The organism is Phytobacter sp. MRY16-398, from assembly GCF_003925915.1.
Lineage (GTDB): Bacteria > Pseudomonadota > Gammaproteobacteria > Enterobacterales > Enterobacteriaceae > Phytobacter > Phytobacter diazotrophicus.
In genome coordinates, this window is the sequence record NZ_AP018756.1 from 4,889,090 (window position 1) to 4,904,760 (window position 15,671).

Annotated in this window: 11 protein-coding genes; 4 read left to right on the forward strand and 7 right to left on the reverse strand. The window is 53.5% G+C overall.

What is annotated here, in order from left to right; genetic code table 11:
- Positions 1–308 precede the first annotated feature (308 nt).
- Positions 309–2,696, forward strand: a complete 2,388-nt coding sequence (locus MRY16398_RS23945; RefSeq protein ID WP_039078399.1) for a glucose/quinate/shikimate family membrane-bound PQQ-dependent dehydrogenase — start codon at positions 309–311, stop codon at positions 2,694–2,696.
- Between the two features lie 115 nt (positions 2,697–2,811).
- Here MRY16398_RS23945 and cueO read toward each other — a convergent pair whose 3' ends face one another.
- Positions 2,812–4,410 (reverse strand): multicopper oxidase CueO, encoded by a 1,599-nt coding sequence (gene cueO, locus MRY16398_RS23950; RefSeq protein WP_125125321.1) that lies wholly within the window; start codon positions 4,408–4,410, stop codon positions 2,812–2,814.
- A 155-nt stretch (positions 4,411–4,565) separates the two neighbouring features.
- Between cueO and MRY16398_RS23955 the strand changes: the two genes are divergently transcribed.
- The 3 genes from MRY16398_RS23955 to speD all read left to right on the forward strand — a co-directional run bounded on the left by MRY16398_RS23955 (position 4,566) and on the right by speD (position 6,685).
- Positions 4,566–4,913 (forward strand): YacC family pilotin-like protein, encoded by a 348-nt coding sequence (locus tag MRY16398_RS23955; RefSeq protein ID WP_039078397.1) that lies wholly within the window; start codon positions 4,566–4,568, stop codon positions 4,911–4,913.
- Between the two features lie 96 nt (positions 4,914–5,009).
- Positions 5,010–5,876: a polyamine aminopropyltransferase gene (gene speE / locus MRY16398_RS23960; protein WP_039078396.1), complete on the forward strand. Its 867-nt coding sequence runs from the start codon at positions 5,010–5,012 to the stop codon at positions 5,874–5,876.
- 14 nt (positions 5,877–5,890) lie between these two features.
- On the forward strand, positions 5,891–6,685 hold the full coding sequence (speD, locus tag MRY16398_RS23965; RefSeq protein WP_125125322.1) for an adenosylmethionine decarboxylase: 795 nt from the start codon (positions 5,891–5,893) through the stop codon (positions 6,683–6,685).
- Positions 6,686–6,766: 81 nt separating this feature from the next.
- On the opposite strand, the gene MRY16398_RS30710 is transcribed toward speD, so the two are convergent.
- The 6 genes from MRY16398_RS30710 to aceF form a co-directional block, all read right to left on the reverse strand.
- The gene (locus MRY16398_RS30710; protein WP_165159226.1) at positions 6,767–6,940 is read right to left on the reverse strand and encodes a hypothetical protein; all 174 of its coding nucleotides are present in this window, start codon (positions 6,938–6,940) and stop codon (positions 6,767–6,769) included.
- A gap of 160 nt (positions 6,941–7,100) precedes the next feature.
- On the reverse strand, positions 7,101–7,463 hold the full coding sequence (gene yacL / locus MRY16398_RS23970) for a protein YacL (RefSeq protein ID WP_039078394.1): 363 nt from the start codon (positions 7,461–7,463) through the stop codon (positions 7,101–7,103).
- Positions 7,464–7,692: 229 nt separating this feature from the next.
- A complete protein-coding gene (gene acnB / locus MRY16398_RS23975) occupies positions 7,693–10,290 on the reverse strand; it encodes a bifunctional aconitate hydratase 2/2-methylisocitrate dehydratase (RefSeq protein ID WP_107224042.1) in 2,598 nt (865 codons plus the stop codon).
- Between the two features lie 271 nt (positions 10,291–10,561).
- Positions 10,562–11,998 carry a hypothetical protein gene (locus tag MRY16398_RS23980; RefSeq protein WP_232034361.1) on the reverse strand — a complete coding sequence of 479 codons (1,437 nt, stop codon included), beginning with the start codon at positions 11,996–11,998 and terminating at the stop codon, positions 10,562–10,564.
- A 154-nt stretch (positions 11,999–12,152) separates the two neighbouring features.
- Entirely contained in the window at positions 12,153–13,577 is a 1,425-nt protein-coding gene (lpdA, locus tag MRY16398_RS23985; RefSeq protein WP_039078471.1) for a dihydrolipoyl dehydrogenase, read from the reverse strand.
- A 195-nt stretch (positions 13,578–13,772) separates the two neighbouring features.
- The gene (gene aceF / locus MRY16398_RS23990) at positions 13,773–15,671 is read right to left on the reverse strand and encodes a pyruvate dehydrogenase complex dihydrolipoyllysine-residue acetyltransferase (RefSeq protein WP_125125323.1); all 1,899 of its coding nucleotides are present in this window, start codon (positions 15,669–15,671) and stop codon (positions 13,773–13,775) included.

A 15,671-nucleotide genomic window follows, 5' to 3' on the forward strand; every position in this document is an offset into this window, starting at 1 on the left:
TTCATCGTATCTTACTGATAACAAAAATCAAAAAGGTGAAATCACGAAACCATGCAAAAGCATGAAAACACGATGTTTTTTGCTTCAACAATATGTTTCATTTTAAATAACCATATGATTTAAATACTAAATCACTCAATAACCCGCGTTTTGCTTTGGTTATTGAAGCGCAAGGCGTGCAGTATACCAGCAAACGCATTTCCGATGCTTATCTGTCGATAAAGCTCATTTTGTGATGACGATCACACTTGTTAAATCCTATAATTAGTTGCTACTAAAACATTAATGAATTTGATGAGTGTCTTTTTATGGCTGAAACAAAAACGCAACGCTCAGGTATCCTTGTGATACTGACCGCGCTGTTCGCAGCATTCTGCGGACTGTACTTACTGATCGGCGGAGTATGGCTGGTCTCCCTTGGTGGTTCCTGGTACTACCCTATTGCCGGGGTGGTAATGCTTGGCGTCACTGCACTGCTCTGGCGGCGTAAGCAGTCAGCATTATGGCTGTATGCCGCGTTGCTGCTGGCGACCATGATCTGGGGCGTGTGGGAAGTGGGCTTCGACTTTTGGGCGCTCACGCCTCGCAGCGATATCCTGGTCTTCTTCGGTATCTGGCTTATTCTGCCTTTTGTCTGGCGCAGACTGATTTTCCCTTCCGGTGGTGCGGTTGCCGCACTGGTGGTTGCGCTGCTGATTAGCGGCGGCATTCTCACCTGGGCGGGCTTTAATGACCCGCAAGAAGTGAACGGTACGCTGAATGCGGATGCCACGCCGGCTGCCCCGATTTCTCAGGTTGCTGACGGCGACTGGCCAGCTTATGGCCGCAACCAGGAAGGTCAGCGTTTTTCACCGCTCAAACAGATCAATGCGGATAACGTTAAGAACCTGAAAGAAGCCTGGGTGTTTCGTACCGGAGACCTGAAACTGCCAACAGACCCGGGTGAACTGACCAACGAAGTGACGCCGATTAAAGTGGGTGACACGCTTTATCTGTGTACCGCTCACCAGCGCCTGTTCGCTCTGGACGCCTCGACCGGTAAAGAGAAATGGCACTTTGACCCGCAGTTAAATGCCAACCAGTCCTTCCAGCATGTCACTTGTCGCGGTGTTTCTTATCATGAAGCACGTGCAGAAAACGCCAGCCCGGATGTTGTCGCGGATTGCCCGCGTCGCATTATGCTGCCGGTTAACGATGGCCGCCTGTTTGCCATCAACGCCGACAACGGCAAACTGTGCGAAACCTTTGCCAACAAAGGTATTCTGAATCTGCAGACCAATATGCCGGACACCACGCCAGGTCTGTATGAACCTACCTCACCGCCGATCATCACCGATAAGGTGATTGTGATTGCCGGTTCGGTAACGGACAACTTCTCTACCCGTGAAACCTCCGGTGTTATTCGTGGTTTTGACGTGAATACCGGCAAGTTGCTCTGGGCTTTTGATCCAGGCGCGAAAGATCCCAACGCTATTCCGTCTGACCAACACAGCTTTACGTTCAACTCGCCCAACTCGTGGGCGCCAGCCGCCTATGATGCGAAGCTGGACCTGGTCTATCTGCCAATGGGTGTGACTACCCCGGATATCTGGGGCGGCTACCGCACGCCGGAGCAGGAACGCTATGCCAGCTCTATCGTGGCGCTGAACGCTACAACCGGTAAACTGGCGTGGAGTTACCAGACCGTCCACCACGATCTGTGGGATATGGATATGCCGTCCCAGCCGACGCTGGCAGACATCACGGTTAACGGCAAAACGGTTCCGGTGATTTACGCTCCAGCGAAAACCGGCAACATCTTCGTGCTGGATCGCAGCAACGGTAAGCTGGTTGTCCCGGCACCGGAAAAACCGGTTCCGCAGGGCGCGGCCAAAGGCGATTACGTCACCAAAACTCAGCCGTTCTCAGATCTGAGCTTCCGTCCGAAGAAAGATCTCAGCGGGGCGGATATGTGGGGCGCGACCATGTTCGACCAACTGGTCTGCCGCGTGATGTTCCATCAGTTGCGCTATGAAGGCATCTTCACTCCGCCATCTGAGCAAGGCACACTGGTGTTCCCGGGTAACCTGGGGATGTTCGAATGGGGGGGTATCTCCGTTGATCCGAACCGCCAGGTCGCGATCGCCAACCCGATGGCCCTGCCGTTTGTCTCTAAACTGATCCCACGCGGTCCGGGCAACCCGATGGAGCAGCCGAAAGATGCGAAAGGTAGCGGTACAGAGGCGGGGATTCAGCCGCAGTATGGCGTGCCGTTCGGCGTAACCCTGAATCCGTTCCTCTCTCCGTTTGGCCTGCCGTGTAAGCAGCCAGCATGGGGTTATATTTCCGCGCTGGATTTGAAAACCAACCAGGTAGTGTGGAAAAAACGTATTGGTACGCCGCAGGACAGCATGCCGTTCCCGATGCCCGTTCCGGTACCGTTCAATATGGGGATGCCGATGCTAGGCGGCCCAATCTCTACTGCCGGTAATGTGCTGTTCATTGCTGCAACCGCAGATAATTACCTGCGCGCGTACAATATGAGCAACGGCGAGAAACTGTGGCAGGGCCGTTTGCCAGCAGGTGGCCAGGCAACGCCGATGACCTATGAAGTGAATGGCAAGCAGTACGTTGTCATCTCTGCGGGTGGTCACGGTTCGTTTGGTACGAAGATGGGTGACTATATCGTTGCCTACGCCCTGCCGGACGAGAAGTAAGGCACCGTCCCCTCAGACCGCACAATGTAAAAGCAAAAAGGCAACGCAAGTTGCCTTTTTTAATGTCTGCTCCCGGTATGAACCGGGAACATGGGTAACACTTTTTACCGTAAACCTACACCGTAAATCCAAGCATCATGCCCGTATCTTCATGCTCAAGCAGATGGCAGTGTGCCATATAGGCATACTCCTTCGGCGCATCATGCGCAAAGCGGACCAACACTTCGCTTTTCGCCCCTTCAACGCTGACAATATCTTTCCAGCCTGCGCGATGTGCGGCAGGCGGCTTACCGTTTTCTGACAGAATGCGGAACTGTGTGCCGTGAATATGGAACGGATGCAGCATCATATCGCCTTCCCCAGAAATGACCCAGCGCTCCCAGGTATCTTTCTGCGCGGCAAACGCAGGCACTTGCATATCGAACGCCTTGCCGTTGATTCGATTGGCGCTATGGAACGCCATCCCGCCATCGCCGTGATTCATCTGCCCCATGTCGCCATGATTCATTCCGCCATGATTCATTCCGCCGTGGTTCATCTGCATCTGACCATGGTTCATATTGCCATGTTGCATCCCCATCCCTGCCATTGCGGCATCGCCGTATTTTTGCTGCAGAGCCTGCATCCCCATCATGTCCAGCATGGGATCCATGGAGAGCTGCAAAGTCCGCTGTGTTAATCCATCCAGCGCTGGCAGCCCGGGCAGCGTCGCCAGTGTATCGGGTAAAATACCAGATGCCGTTACCACCACCGGTTGAATACGCAACAGCGGATAGGGCTTATCAAAAGGCGCCACCGTCATACCCATTTGCTGTACGGGCAACGTGACCAGATCGAAGACTTTATTATCCCGGGTCTCCACCAGCACCTCAAAGCGCTCACCCGGCAACATGGCCAGCTCGCTGACTTTCACTGGCGCATTCAACAAGCCACCGTCGCTGGCAATAACATACAGCGGGCGATTATCGCTGGCAGCCACGTTGAGCGAGCGAGCGTTACAACCATTGAGTAAGCGTAAACGCAGCCAGCCACGGGGGGCCGCGTGCTGTGGATAAACCGCACCGTTCGTCAGTAACGTATCGCCAAACCACCCAACCGCCGCGCTCATCACATCCAGTTGATAGTCAATCTGCCCGTCAGCGGTAAAACGTTTGTCCTGCATGATGACCGGAATATCATCAATGCCCCACTGTTGCGGCAGGCGTAGCTTACGGCTGTTATCATCTTCAATCAGTAACAGCCCGGCCAGCCCCATCGCCACCTGATGGCCGGTTTTCCCATGTTGATGGGGGTGAAACCAGCAGGTTGATGCAGGCTGATCCGGGGTAAACGAGACCGTACGGCTATCGCCGGGCTTAATCACGCCCTGCGGCCCGCCGTCAACGTCGCCCGGCACTTCCAGACCGTGCCAGTGTAAGGTTGTCTCTTCCGCCAGCGCATTGCGAATGGTTACGTTAACGGTTTTCCCCTGACGCAATTGAATCGCCGGCCCCAGCAGGCTGCCGTTATAACCCCAGGTTGTCGCCTGTTTGCCCGCAAACATTGATGACCCTGCCTGAACCGTAAGTTGAATATGGTTTTGTGCATCGGCGCTCACTAACGGGGGTATCGGTAGCGCAGGCCTTTCCGCCGCCAGCAAAGAACGACTCCAGAGCGGCAGTGCACTCGCCACGCTCAGCGCAGCAGAGTATTTCAAAAAATCACGACGTTGCATGTCCCTTTCCTTACGGTTATCAGCCCGAAATTTGAGCATAAACCCTCCCCTTGCCGGAAGGTCAAGAAAAGTGGCTGTAATAGGACAATAATAAATATCGTCGCCTCGCCAACAGTGTGCTAACGTTTAATTTCCGTTATGCCGTGGTAGAAATAATGAAGACGCTTTTCAGAACAATTTTATTCGGCAGCCTGCTGGCTGTCTCCGCTAATAGCTACGCCCTGAATGAATCCGAAGCGGAAGATATGGCCGACCTTACGGCTGTGTTTGTTTTTCTGAAAAATGACTGCGGTTATAATAACTTACCTAATGGTCAGATTCGCCGGGCGCTGGTTTTCTTCGCACAGCAGAACAAGTGGGATCTGAGCAATTACGACTCCTGGGATATGAAATCGCTCGGTGAAGCAAGCTATCGCGACCTGAGCGGCATCCGCATTCCTACCGCCAAAAAATGCAAAGCGCTGGCACGAGATTCGCTCAGCCTGCTCGCCTACGTGAAATAAGTTATTTCCAGCGAGGGACGCTGACCGTGCATCCACGGTCAGAGTTAGCTATGATGTTGCGCCTGTTTTGAGCAGGTGTTAACAAAGGAGCAACCTATGGCCGATAACACGTTGTGGCACGAAACGCTGCACGATCAGTTTGGGCAATACTTTGCCGTTGATAAGGTGCTGTACCACGAGAAAACCGGGCACCAGGACCTCATCATTTTCGAAAACGCCGCTTTTGGCCGCGTAATGGCGCTCGATGGCGTGGTGCAAACCACCGAACGCGACGAATTTATCTATCATGAAATGATGACTCACGTTCCGCTGCTCGCCCATGGCCGCGCGAAACATGTGTTGATTATCGGCGGCGGTGATGGCGCTATGCTGCGTGAAGTCAGCCGCCATAAAAACATCGAGACCATTACCATGGTCGAAATTGATGCCGGCGTCGTCTCTTTCTGTCGTCAGTACCTGCCAAAACACAACGCTGGCGCTTACGATGATCCCCGTTTCCAGCTGGTTATCGATGATGGCGTAAACTTTGTAACGCAAACCACACAAACGTTTGACGTGATCATTTCCGACTGTACCGATCCGGTCGGTCCCGGCGAAAGTCTGTTTACCTCGGCGTTTTACGAAGGCTGCAAACGTTGCCTGAATCCCGGCGGGATCTTTGTGGCACAGAATGGCGTCTGCTTCTTGCAACAGGATGAAGCGCTGGACAGCCACCGTAAGCTCGGTCATTACTTTGCCGATGTCGGTTTTTACCAGGCTGCCATTCCCACCTATTACGGTGGCATTATGACTTTTGCCTGGGCGACGGATAATGAAGCGCTACGTCACCTTTCCAGCGAAATTATTCAGGCGCGTTTCCACAATGCAGGCCTGACGTGCCGTTATTACAATCCGGCCATTCATACGGCGGCATTTGCTCTGCCACAATATCTGCAAGACGCACTCTCTTCACAGTCGTCCTAAGGAGAGATACGAAATTGAAAAAACTCAAACTGCATGGCTTTAACAACCTGACCAAGAGCCTGAGTTTTTGTATTTACGATATCTGCTATGCCAAGACGGAAGCAGAGCGTGACGGGTATATCGCTTATATCGATGAACTCTATAACGCCAATCGTCTGACAGAAATCCTGACGGAAACCTGCAATATCATTGGCGCCAATATTCTTAATATCGCCCGTCAGGATTATGAGCCGCAGGGTGCGAGCGTGACTATCCTGGTCAGCGAAGAACCGGTCGACCCGCAGCTTATAGATAAAACCGAGCACCCGGGCCCGCTACCGGAAGCCGTGGTCGCCCATCTCGATAAGAGCCATATCTGTGTGCATACCTATCCGGAAAGCCATCCGGAAGGCGGGCTGTGCACTTTCCGCGCGGATATAGAAGTGTCGACCTGTGGGGTGATTTCGCCGTTGAAAGCGCTGAATTATCTGATTCACCAGCTTGAGTCGGACATTGTGACGATCGATTATCGCGTGCGTGGCTTTACCCGTGACGTGAACGGCATGAAGCACTTTATCGATCACGAGATCAATTCCATTCAGAATTTTATGTCAGAGGATATGAAGTCGCTGTATGACATGGTGGATGTGAATGTTTACCAGGAAAACATTTTCCACACCAAGATGTTGCTTAAAGAATTCGATCTTAAGCACTACATGTTCCATACCAGGCCAGAAGAGCTGACCGCGCAGGAACGCAAAGAGATTACAGAAGCCTTATGGAAAGAGATGCGTGAGATTTACTACGGTCGCAACATTCCGGCCGTGTGATCTACAACGGAGCAAGGATGCTCCGGTCTGTTTGCCAGAGCGCATCGCTCATTCCAGTAGGTTTCGCGGGTCGCGCGATGTTCAGCGTGTTGTTTGGTCATGGAACCATTCCACGTCCACGTTGGCGACATCAACACCGTACAGGCTGGCAACGGCGAGCAGCGATTCCATCATTCGTCTGCTGTTATGTTCCGCATCATGGCGCTGAGCGCGCGCTGAACTGCGCAAAAAATAACGGGAAATAAACGCTTTCATCTCAGTCTCCGTAAGGTGTCCGGAAGACCATTCCAGCGTAAAAATTCGACAAAGGGAAATATGAAAAACAGCTGAGGTTTTTCACTACGCGCATTTGTAAGGACAGAGCGCCGGTTCCCGACATTGCGGAAGACCGGCCCCGGTGAAACAAGGGGGAAAATTAACGCTGTTTAAGGAATTCGCGGTATGCCGCTACCACATTGAGAAAGTCTTCCACGCCGCACATCGACAGACTCTCTTCGTCGTAATAGCTCATCCCTTCTTCCATCTCATCACCTGAGAATTCCAGTTGGTTGGCGCGTACCATGACCTCTTCGCCATCCATCCACAACGTATATTCATGCCCGGCGCGCTGCCAGGAACGCTCGCTGCCTTTCACGGTATGCGCCGCCTGTTCCACTTCATCAAGCAGGGCCAGGTTATCTTTCACTTCTTCATTAAACCAGTGCCCGACAGCTTCGTGGCCCATCGACATGCGTACCTTTACCCCACCGGTAATATCACGCAAAAATTCGTAATCCATAATCTCTTCCTCATGCAGGCTTATCGTCAGCCCATAAGGTAATTATCGCAGCACAACGGAAGAAAAAAAGCGTAACGGCGGGAAGGAAGCAATAAAAAGCGGAGAAGATCTCCGCTTTGGAATATGGTGCGGTCTGATGCCCTCACCCCCAGCCCCTCTCCCACAGGGAAAGGGTGGTCTGGACAGTCTCTTCACTTTTTAGGAAGAGAGTTAGGGTGAGGGGAACCCCTTACACCGCTGTCTGGAAAATCACGCCGTCAGCTTTGTCCGTATACTGGTTCAACTGGTCGAAGTTCAGATAACGGTAGGTATCCACCGCCGTCTTATCAACCTGAGCAATATAGGTCTGGTACTCTTCCGGCGTCGGCAGTTTGCCAAGCAGAGAAGCCACCGCCGCCAGTTCAGCAGACGCCAGATAAACATTTGCACCGGTACCTAAACGGTTCGGGAAGTTACGGGTCGAGGTGGAGACCACCGTCGCGCCGTCCGCTACGCGCGCCTGGTTACCCATACACAGGGAGCAACCCGGGATCTCAATACGCGCACCGCTCTTACCAAACACGCTGTAGTAGCCCTCTTCGGTCAACTGCGCGGCATCCATACGGGTCGGCGGCGCAACCCACAGGCGGGTCGGCAACTGGCCTTTGTGGGCATCCAGCAGTTTACCGGCAGCACGGAAGTGACCGATGTTGGTCATGCAGGAACCGATAAAGACTTCATCGATCTGCGCGCCCTGAACATCAGAAAGCAGACGTGCGTCATCCGGATCGTTCGGCGCACAGAGAATCGGCTCTTTGATTTCTGCCAGATCGATGTCGATCACGGCCGCGTACTCTGCATCCGCATCGGCTTCGAGCAGTTGCGGATCCGCCAGCCATTTTTCCATACCCTGAATGCGACGTTCCAGCGTACGACGATCGCCGTAGCCTTCTGCGATCATCCACTTGAGCAGAACGATGTTGGAGTTCAGGTACTCGATGATCGGGTCTTTGTTCAGCTTGATGGTACAGCCCGCAGCAGAACGTTCAGCAGAGGCATCGGTCAGCTCAAATGCCTGCTCAACTTTCAGATCCGGCAGACCTTCAATCTCCAGGATACGGCCAGAGAAGATGTTTTTCTTGCCTTTCTTCTCAACGGTCAGCAGGCCCTGTTTGATGGCGTACAGCGGAATCGCATGCACGAGGTCACGCAGGGTGATGCCCGGCTGCATTTTGCCCTTAAAGCGCACCAGAACAGATTCCGGCATGTCGAGTGGCATCACGCCAGTCGCCGCAGCAAACGCCACCAGGCCAGAACCTGCCGGGAAGGAGATGCCGATCGGGAAACGGGTATGGGAGTCACCACCGGTACCTACGGTATCGGGCAGCAGCATACGGTTCAGCCAGGAGTGGATAACGCCATCGCCCGGACGCAGCGATACACCGCCACGGTTCATAATGAAGTCCGGCAGCGTGTGGTGCGTGGTCACGTCAACCGGCTTCGGATACGCCGCGGTGTGGCAGAAGGACTGCATCACCAGGTCGGCAGAGAAGCCCAGGCACGCCAGGTCTTTCAGTTCATCACGGGTCATCGGACCGGTGGTATCCTGAGAACCTACAGAGGTCATCTTCGGCTCGCAGTAAGCACCCGGACGGATACCCGCAACGCCGCAGGCGCGACCGACCATTTTCTGTGCCAGTGAATAACCGCGGCTGCTTTCCGCCACGTCTTTCGCCTGACGGAAGACATCGCTGTGCGGCAGACCCAGCGCTTCACGCGCTTTGGTCGTCAAACCACGGCCGATGATCAGCGGAATACGGCCACCGGCGCGCACTTCGTCGATCAGCACGTCGGTTTTCAGTTCGAAAGTGGCCAGCAGTTCGTTGGTGTCATGGTTGCGAACTTCACCCTTGAACGGGTAAACGTCGATCACGTCCCCCATATTCAGGTTATTCACGTCCACTTCAATCGGCAGTGCGCCCGCATCTTCCATCGTGTTGAAGAAGATCGGCGCAATTTTACCGCCCAGCACCAGGCCACCGCCGCGTTTGTTCGGCACATGAGGGATGTCATCCCCCATAAACCACAGCACGGAGTTGGTGGCGGACTTACGGGAAGAACCGGTACCCACAACGTCACCGACATAGGCCAGCGGGAAACCTTTCTGTTGCAGGGCTTCGATCTGTTTGATCGGGCCGACAGCGCCTGGCTGATCCGGCTCGATACCTTCACGGGCGTTTTTCAGCATCGCCAGTGCATGCAGCGGGATATCCGGGCGCGACCAGGCATCCGGTGCCGGAGACAGGTCATCGGTGTTGGTTTCACCGGTCACTTTGAAGACGGTAACGGTAATTTTTTCCGCCAGCGCCGGACGGCTCAGGAACCACTCAGCATCGGCCCAGGATTTCAGTACCTGCTGCGCGTATGCATTGCCCGCCTTCGCTTTTTCTTCTACGTCGTAGAAATTATCGAACATCAGCAGGGTGTGGGAGAGCGCTTTCGCAGCACCGGGCGCCAGTTTGTCGTTATCCAGCGCGTCAATCAGCGGATGAATGTTGTAACCACCCTGCATGGTACCCAGCAATTCGATGGCTTTTTCCGGGGTAACCAGCGGAGAAGTGGCTTCACCTTTGGTAATCGCAGCAAGGAAACCCGCTTTTACATAGGCAGCTTCATCAACGCCCGGCGGGACACGGTTGGTCAGGAGGTCTAACAGGAAATCTTCTTCGCCAGCAGGCGGGTTTTTCAGCAGCTCAACAAGTGCTGCCATCTGGGTTGCATCTAGCGGTTTTGGCGCAATTCCCTCAGCGGCACGTTCGGCTACGTGCTTACGGTATTCTACTAGCACGACGGTTCTCCTCGCTCTCATTGTCATAATGCGGCAGGCGATTCTCTTCACGCTCCTGTGAGACAGCAGTTTGTAGGGTAAATCCGCAATACCGCAACGGGCAGGATAGCAGGATTTTCAGGGGGTGTTAATCTGTTTACAAAAAAGCAACATTAAAAATTGGCTGAATCGTTAAGGGCAGGATAAAGCAGAGGAAATCGTCTTTTAAAGACAGAGAAAAAACGGTAGAAACCACGCAATACGGCCCCGCAGGGCCGTATCAGAAGAAACGTTACTTGTCTTTTGACATAGAGAGTAAGTTGTTGCGCTCATACTTTTCTGGGGTGATGGTTTTATCCACCAGTTCGCCCAAAACATACTTACGCACCGTTTCGACATTATTCACCTGCGTATGGTTACCAATACTGGTGAGGAGGCCTTTCGCATTGTAATTGAAGGTGGTGGCGTTGGTTTCTTCATTATCCACCGTATGGTACAGATAATTCTGTGAATTTTTGCTCGAGTTAAGTGAAAGCGGCGTGGCCGGATCCAGCGCCTGATACCAGGACGCGGTCAGATGCGTATGCAGCGTCTGCTTAACGCTTAGCGAACCATCATGCGACGTACTCTCTTGTGTCGATTGCGATGCCTGGTACGCGAAGCTCTCTTTCTCATCCATACGATACGGGTTGATGGCTTTCTCCGTTTCTGTCAGCGACAGGGAGAAATCACTCAGACCACGGACCTGTACCTTGCCGTCACCGCCCATCTGGATAGCGCTCGGTGAGCTCGCCTTGCTGCTCTCTTTTGGCTGCGTCTTATTCAACGCATGGAACGCAGTCTTAAGCATCGCCATTTGATCGCTATCGCCATGACCATCACGACGCGCTTTATCAAACTTGCTATCCCAGGCGTTTAATGCCGCCTGTTGTTCAGCCGCAGTGCCCACCAGAGACGGATTAGACGTATCGCTGGTCATTTTCAGCGAGAAATTATTGTCCTGATAACCAATCCAGCGTTCTTTATCGTCAGCATGGAAGTTAAGGGATTGCTGCGACAGATCGCCACGGCTGAGGTCAGTTTTCAGATCGACGGATTTGATGAGTGAGCTGTCAAACTGCGTCAGGCCGGAAACGTCCATTCTCGGAGGCTTCTCGCTCAGACCGTTAAGCGCAGACTGGAAGGCATTTCCCAATTTTGCGATTTCTGCCGCTTCCTCATCGCTGGCTTTGCCGCCTTCGGTCGTGAGCTCTACCGCAATACCATCACTCTGACGCGTCAGATTCAGATGTACAACAGAACCCGATTGCGTCGTGATATTCAGCGACACGGCAGATTTGGTTGGGAAATTCGTGTTGGTGTCCAGCCCGAGGCTGGTCAGCGCCTGACTCACATCGCCCTGATTATCGGCGTAGTTACTGAGGAGTAACCCCCCCAGCCCGCTTAGCGAGGATACGCCTTCACTGCTCAACCCAAGTTGCATCAGGCCCGAAAGCGCACTATCCGCTTGCGTTGATGCTTTCGCAGCATCGCTGATTTTGGTTGGCGACATGGAGTACACGGCGGCAATTTCTGCCGTCTGACTGCCAAAAATCACCTTCGCAGAGGCAGATGCCGCAGCGGGCAGCGCCGTGCCGTTGGATTTTACTGTCGGTGAGGAGTTCCCGACAGAGGAAGCCAGATGCGACAGCGTGGTCAGAAACGTCTTGTTGTTGATGCCAGTGATCATGACGATGAAACTCCCTCTCCCATCGATAAGGTGTGGACTATATACATCGGCAGATCGCGCGCATTATTTATACCAAAATGGAGAAATTATGAATTTATTCGCGAAAGACAGGCAAAAAAAACGCCTCCGAAGAGGCGCTTAGTATGAAGCGAAATTATTTTTTCTTCGCTTTCGGGTTCGGCAGGTCGGTGATGCTACCTTCGAACACTTCGGCAGCCAGGCCAACAGACTCGTGCAGCGTCGGGTGCGCGTGGATAGTCAGCGCGATGTCCTCTGCGTCACAGCCCATTTCGATAGCCAGACCGATTTCACCCAGCAGCTCGCCGCCGTTGGTACCGACAATCGCACCACCGATGACGCGGTGAGTCTCTTTGTCGAAAATCAGTTTGGTCATACCGTCTGCGCAGTCAGAAGCAATAGCACGGCCAGAAGCAGCCCACGGGAAGGTGGCGGTTTCGTAGCTGATGCCTTTCTCTTTCGCTTCTTTCTCAGTCAGACCAACCCATGCAACTTCTGGCTCGGTGTATGCGATAGACGGGATAACTTTCGGATCGAAGTAGTGTTTTTTGCCAGCGATAACTTCGGCAGCAACGTGACCTTCATGAACACCTTTGTGCGCCAGCATCGGCTGACCGACGATATCGCCGATAGCATAGATGTGCGGTACGTTGGTACGCAGTTGTTTGTCAACGCGGATAAAGCCACGCTCGTCAACTTCAACACCCGCCTGGCCTGCGTCCAGCAGTTTACCGTTCGGTACACGACCGATAGCGACCAGCACTGCATCATAACGCTGTGCTTCGGCAGGCGCTTTTTTGCCTTCCATGGAAACGTAAATACCGTCTTCTTTCGCTTCAACGGCAGTCACTTTGGTTTCCAGCATCAGGTTGAATTTCTGGCTGATGCGTTTGGTGAAGACTTTCACGATATCTTTATCGGCAGCCGGGATAACCTGGTCGAACATTTCAACCACGTCAATCTGTGAACCCAGCGCATGGTAAACGGTACCCATTTCCAGGCCGATGATACCGCCGCCCATAACCAGCAGACGTTTAGGAACGGTTTTCAGCTCCAGTGCATCGGTGGAGTCCCATACGCGCGGATCTTCATGCGGAATAAACGGCAGTTCGATCGGACGGGAACCCGCTGCGATGATAGCGTTGTCGAAATTGATCACGGTTTTGCCGTTTTCGCCTTCAACTTCCAGGGTGTTCGCACCGGTGAATTTACCCAGACCGTTGACCACTTTAACTTTACGACCTTTCGCCATGCCTGCCAGGCCGCCGGTCAGTTGAGTGATAACTTTCTCTTTCCAGGTACGGATTTTATCGATATCAGTCTGCGGCTCACCAAATACGATACCGTGAGTCGCCAGCGCTTTAGCTTCTTCAATAACTTTCGCTACGTGCAGCAGCGCTTTAGAAGGGATACAACCGACGTTCAGACAAACACCGCCGAGGGTGTTGTAACGTTCTACGATGACGGTTTCCAGACCTAAATCAGCGCAACGGAAGGCAGCAGAGTAACCTGCCGGGCCTGCCCCAAGTACCACGACCTGAGTTTTGATTTCAGTACTCATCATGACCTCTTATTGATTTCCGGCAGTCAGGTACTTGTCGCCCTTTATCCACCGGGACGTTCTATCCGCCCGCAGTTTACAAAAATGTTAACAATTTTGAAACAACAAACGGCTCACGAATTCTCGTTTCGCTAATAACCTCACAGACATTATGAGGTTAAAAGGAAAAAGCCGGCCGTCAGGCCGGCTTTTCGATTACATCACCAGACGACGGATGTCTGACAGCATGTTGTTGATGATGGTAATGAAGCGAGCACCATCAGCACCGTCAATCACGCGGTGGTCGAAGGACAGAGAGATCGGCATCATCAGACGCGGAACGAACTCTTTACCGTTCCAGACCGGCTCCATCGCAGACTTGGAGACACCCAAAATAGCCACTTCCGGCGCGTTAACAATCGGGGCGAAGTGGGTTGTGCCCAGGCCACCGATGCTGGAGATGGTGAAGCAACCGCCCTGCATTTCGCCAGCAGTCAGCTTGCCATCACGCGCTTTTTTGGAGATCACGGTCAGCTCACGAGACAGCTCAGTGATGCTCTTCTTGTTCACGTCTTTAAAGACCGGAACAACCAGACCGTTCGGGGTATCAACCGCAACACCGATGTTGATATATTTTTTCAGGGTCAGACGCTGACCGTCTTCGGACAGAGAGCTGTTGAAGCGCGGCATCTGTTCCAGCGCAGCAGCAACGGCTTTCATGATGAAGACAACCGGGGTGAATTTCACGTCCAGTTTACGTTTCTCAGCTTCGGCGTTCTGCTGTTTACGGAACGCTTCCAGATCGGTGATATCGGTTTTGTCGAAGTGCGTAACGTGCGGGATCATCACCCAGTTACGGCTCAGGTTAGCACCAGAGATTTTCTGGATACGACCCAGTTCCACTTCTTCGATTTCACCAAACTTGCTGAAATCAACTTTCGGCCACGGCAGCATGCCAGGCAGACCGCCACCAGTCGCAGCAGCAGGAGCAGCTTCTGCGCGCTTGATAGCCTCTTTCACGTAAGTCTGAACGTCTTCGCGCAGGATACGACCTTTACGGCCAGTCCCCTTCACTTTCGCCAGGTTCACACCGAATTCGCGCGCCAGGCGGCGGATCAGCGGAGTCGCGTGAATATAAGCGTCGTTTTCAGCAAACTCAGATTTGCCTTCTGCTTTCGCCGCAGGAGCAGCAGCAGGTTTAGCAGCCTGAGCGGCCGGAGCCGGGGCAGCGGCGGCTGCTGCAGCAGCCGGAGCCGCCGCAGGCGCAGCGCCTTCCACTTCGAAGACCATGATCAGGGAGCCGGTAGACACTTTGTCGCCAGTGCTGATTTTGATCTCTTTAACGGTACCTGCGAACGGCGCCGGCACTTCCATGGAAGCCTTGTCGCCTTCAACGGTGATCAGTGACTGCTCAGCGGCAACTTTATCGCCCACTTTCACCATCACTTCGGTCACTTCAACTTCGTCACCGCCGATATCCGGTACGTTAACGTCTTTTGCGCCAGCCGCAGCAGCAGGAGCCGCGGCCTGAGCCGGAGCCGCCGCCTGTGCAGGCGCGGCAGCAGGTGCAGCACCCGCCACTTCGAAGACCATGATCAGGGAACCGGTAGACACTTTGTCACCAGTGCTGATTTTGATCTCTTTCACGACGCCCGCGAACGGTGCCGGAACTTCCATAGAGGCTTTATCGCCTTCAACGGTGATTAGAGATTGCTCAGCGGCAACGGTGTCGCCTGGTTTAACCATGATTTCAGTGACTTCAACTTCATCGCCGCCGATATCCGGTACGTGAACTTCTTTCGCACTCGCGGCTGCAGGTGCTGCTGCCGGAGCCGCTTCTTTCTTCTCTTCTGCCTTGGCAGGTGCAGCGGCTGCTGCACCGTCGGCGGAATCGAAAATCATAATCAGTTTGCCGGTCTCGGTTTTGTCACCAACAGAAACTTTAATTTCTTTGACGACGCCAGCCTGCGGAGACGGGACTTCCATAGAGGCTTTGTCGCCTTCTACGGTGATCAGCGACTGTTCTGCTTCAACTTTGTCGCCCACTTTGACCAGGATCTCGGTGATTTCAACTTCATCAGCCCCGATGTCCGGTACGTTGATTTCGATAGCCAT

Bases quoted from the DNA above. Each gene is read 5' to 3' on its own strand.
- MRY16398_RS23945 (WP_039078399.1), top strand. From the start codon at position 309: ATGGCTGAAACAAAAACGCAACGCTCAGGTATCCTTGTGATACTGACC.
- cueO (WP_125125321.1), bottom strand. From the start codon at position 4,410: ATGCAACGTCGTGATTTTTTGAAATACTCTGCTGCGCTGAGCGTGGCG.
- MRY16398_RS23955 (WP_039078397.1), top strand. From the start codon at position 4,566: ATGAAGACGCTTTTCAGAACAATTTTATTCGGCAGCCTGCTGGCTGTC.
- speE (WP_039078396.1), top strand. From the start codon at position 5,010: ATGGCCGATAACACGTTGTGGCACGAAACGCTGCACGATCAGTTTGGG.
- MRY16398_RS30710 (WP_165159226.1), bottom strand. From the start codon at position 6,940: ATGAAAGCGTTTATTTCCCGTTATTTTTTGCGCAGTTCAGCGCGCGCT.
- yacL (WP_039078394.1), bottom strand. From the start codon at position 7,463: ATGGATTACGAATTTTTGCGTGATATTACCGGTGGGGTAAAGGTACGC.
- MRY16398_RS23980 (WP_232034361.1), bottom strand. From the start codon at position 11,998: ATGATCACTGGCATCAACAACAAGACGTTTCTGACCACGCTGTCGCAT.
- lpdA (WP_039078471.1), bottom strand. From the start codon at position 13,577: ATGAGTACTGAAATCAAAACTCAGGTCGTGGTACTTGGGGCAGGCCCG.
- aceF (WP_125125323.1), bottom strand. From the start codon at position 15,671: ATGGCTATCGAAATCAACGTACCGGACATCGGGGCTGATGAAGTTGAA.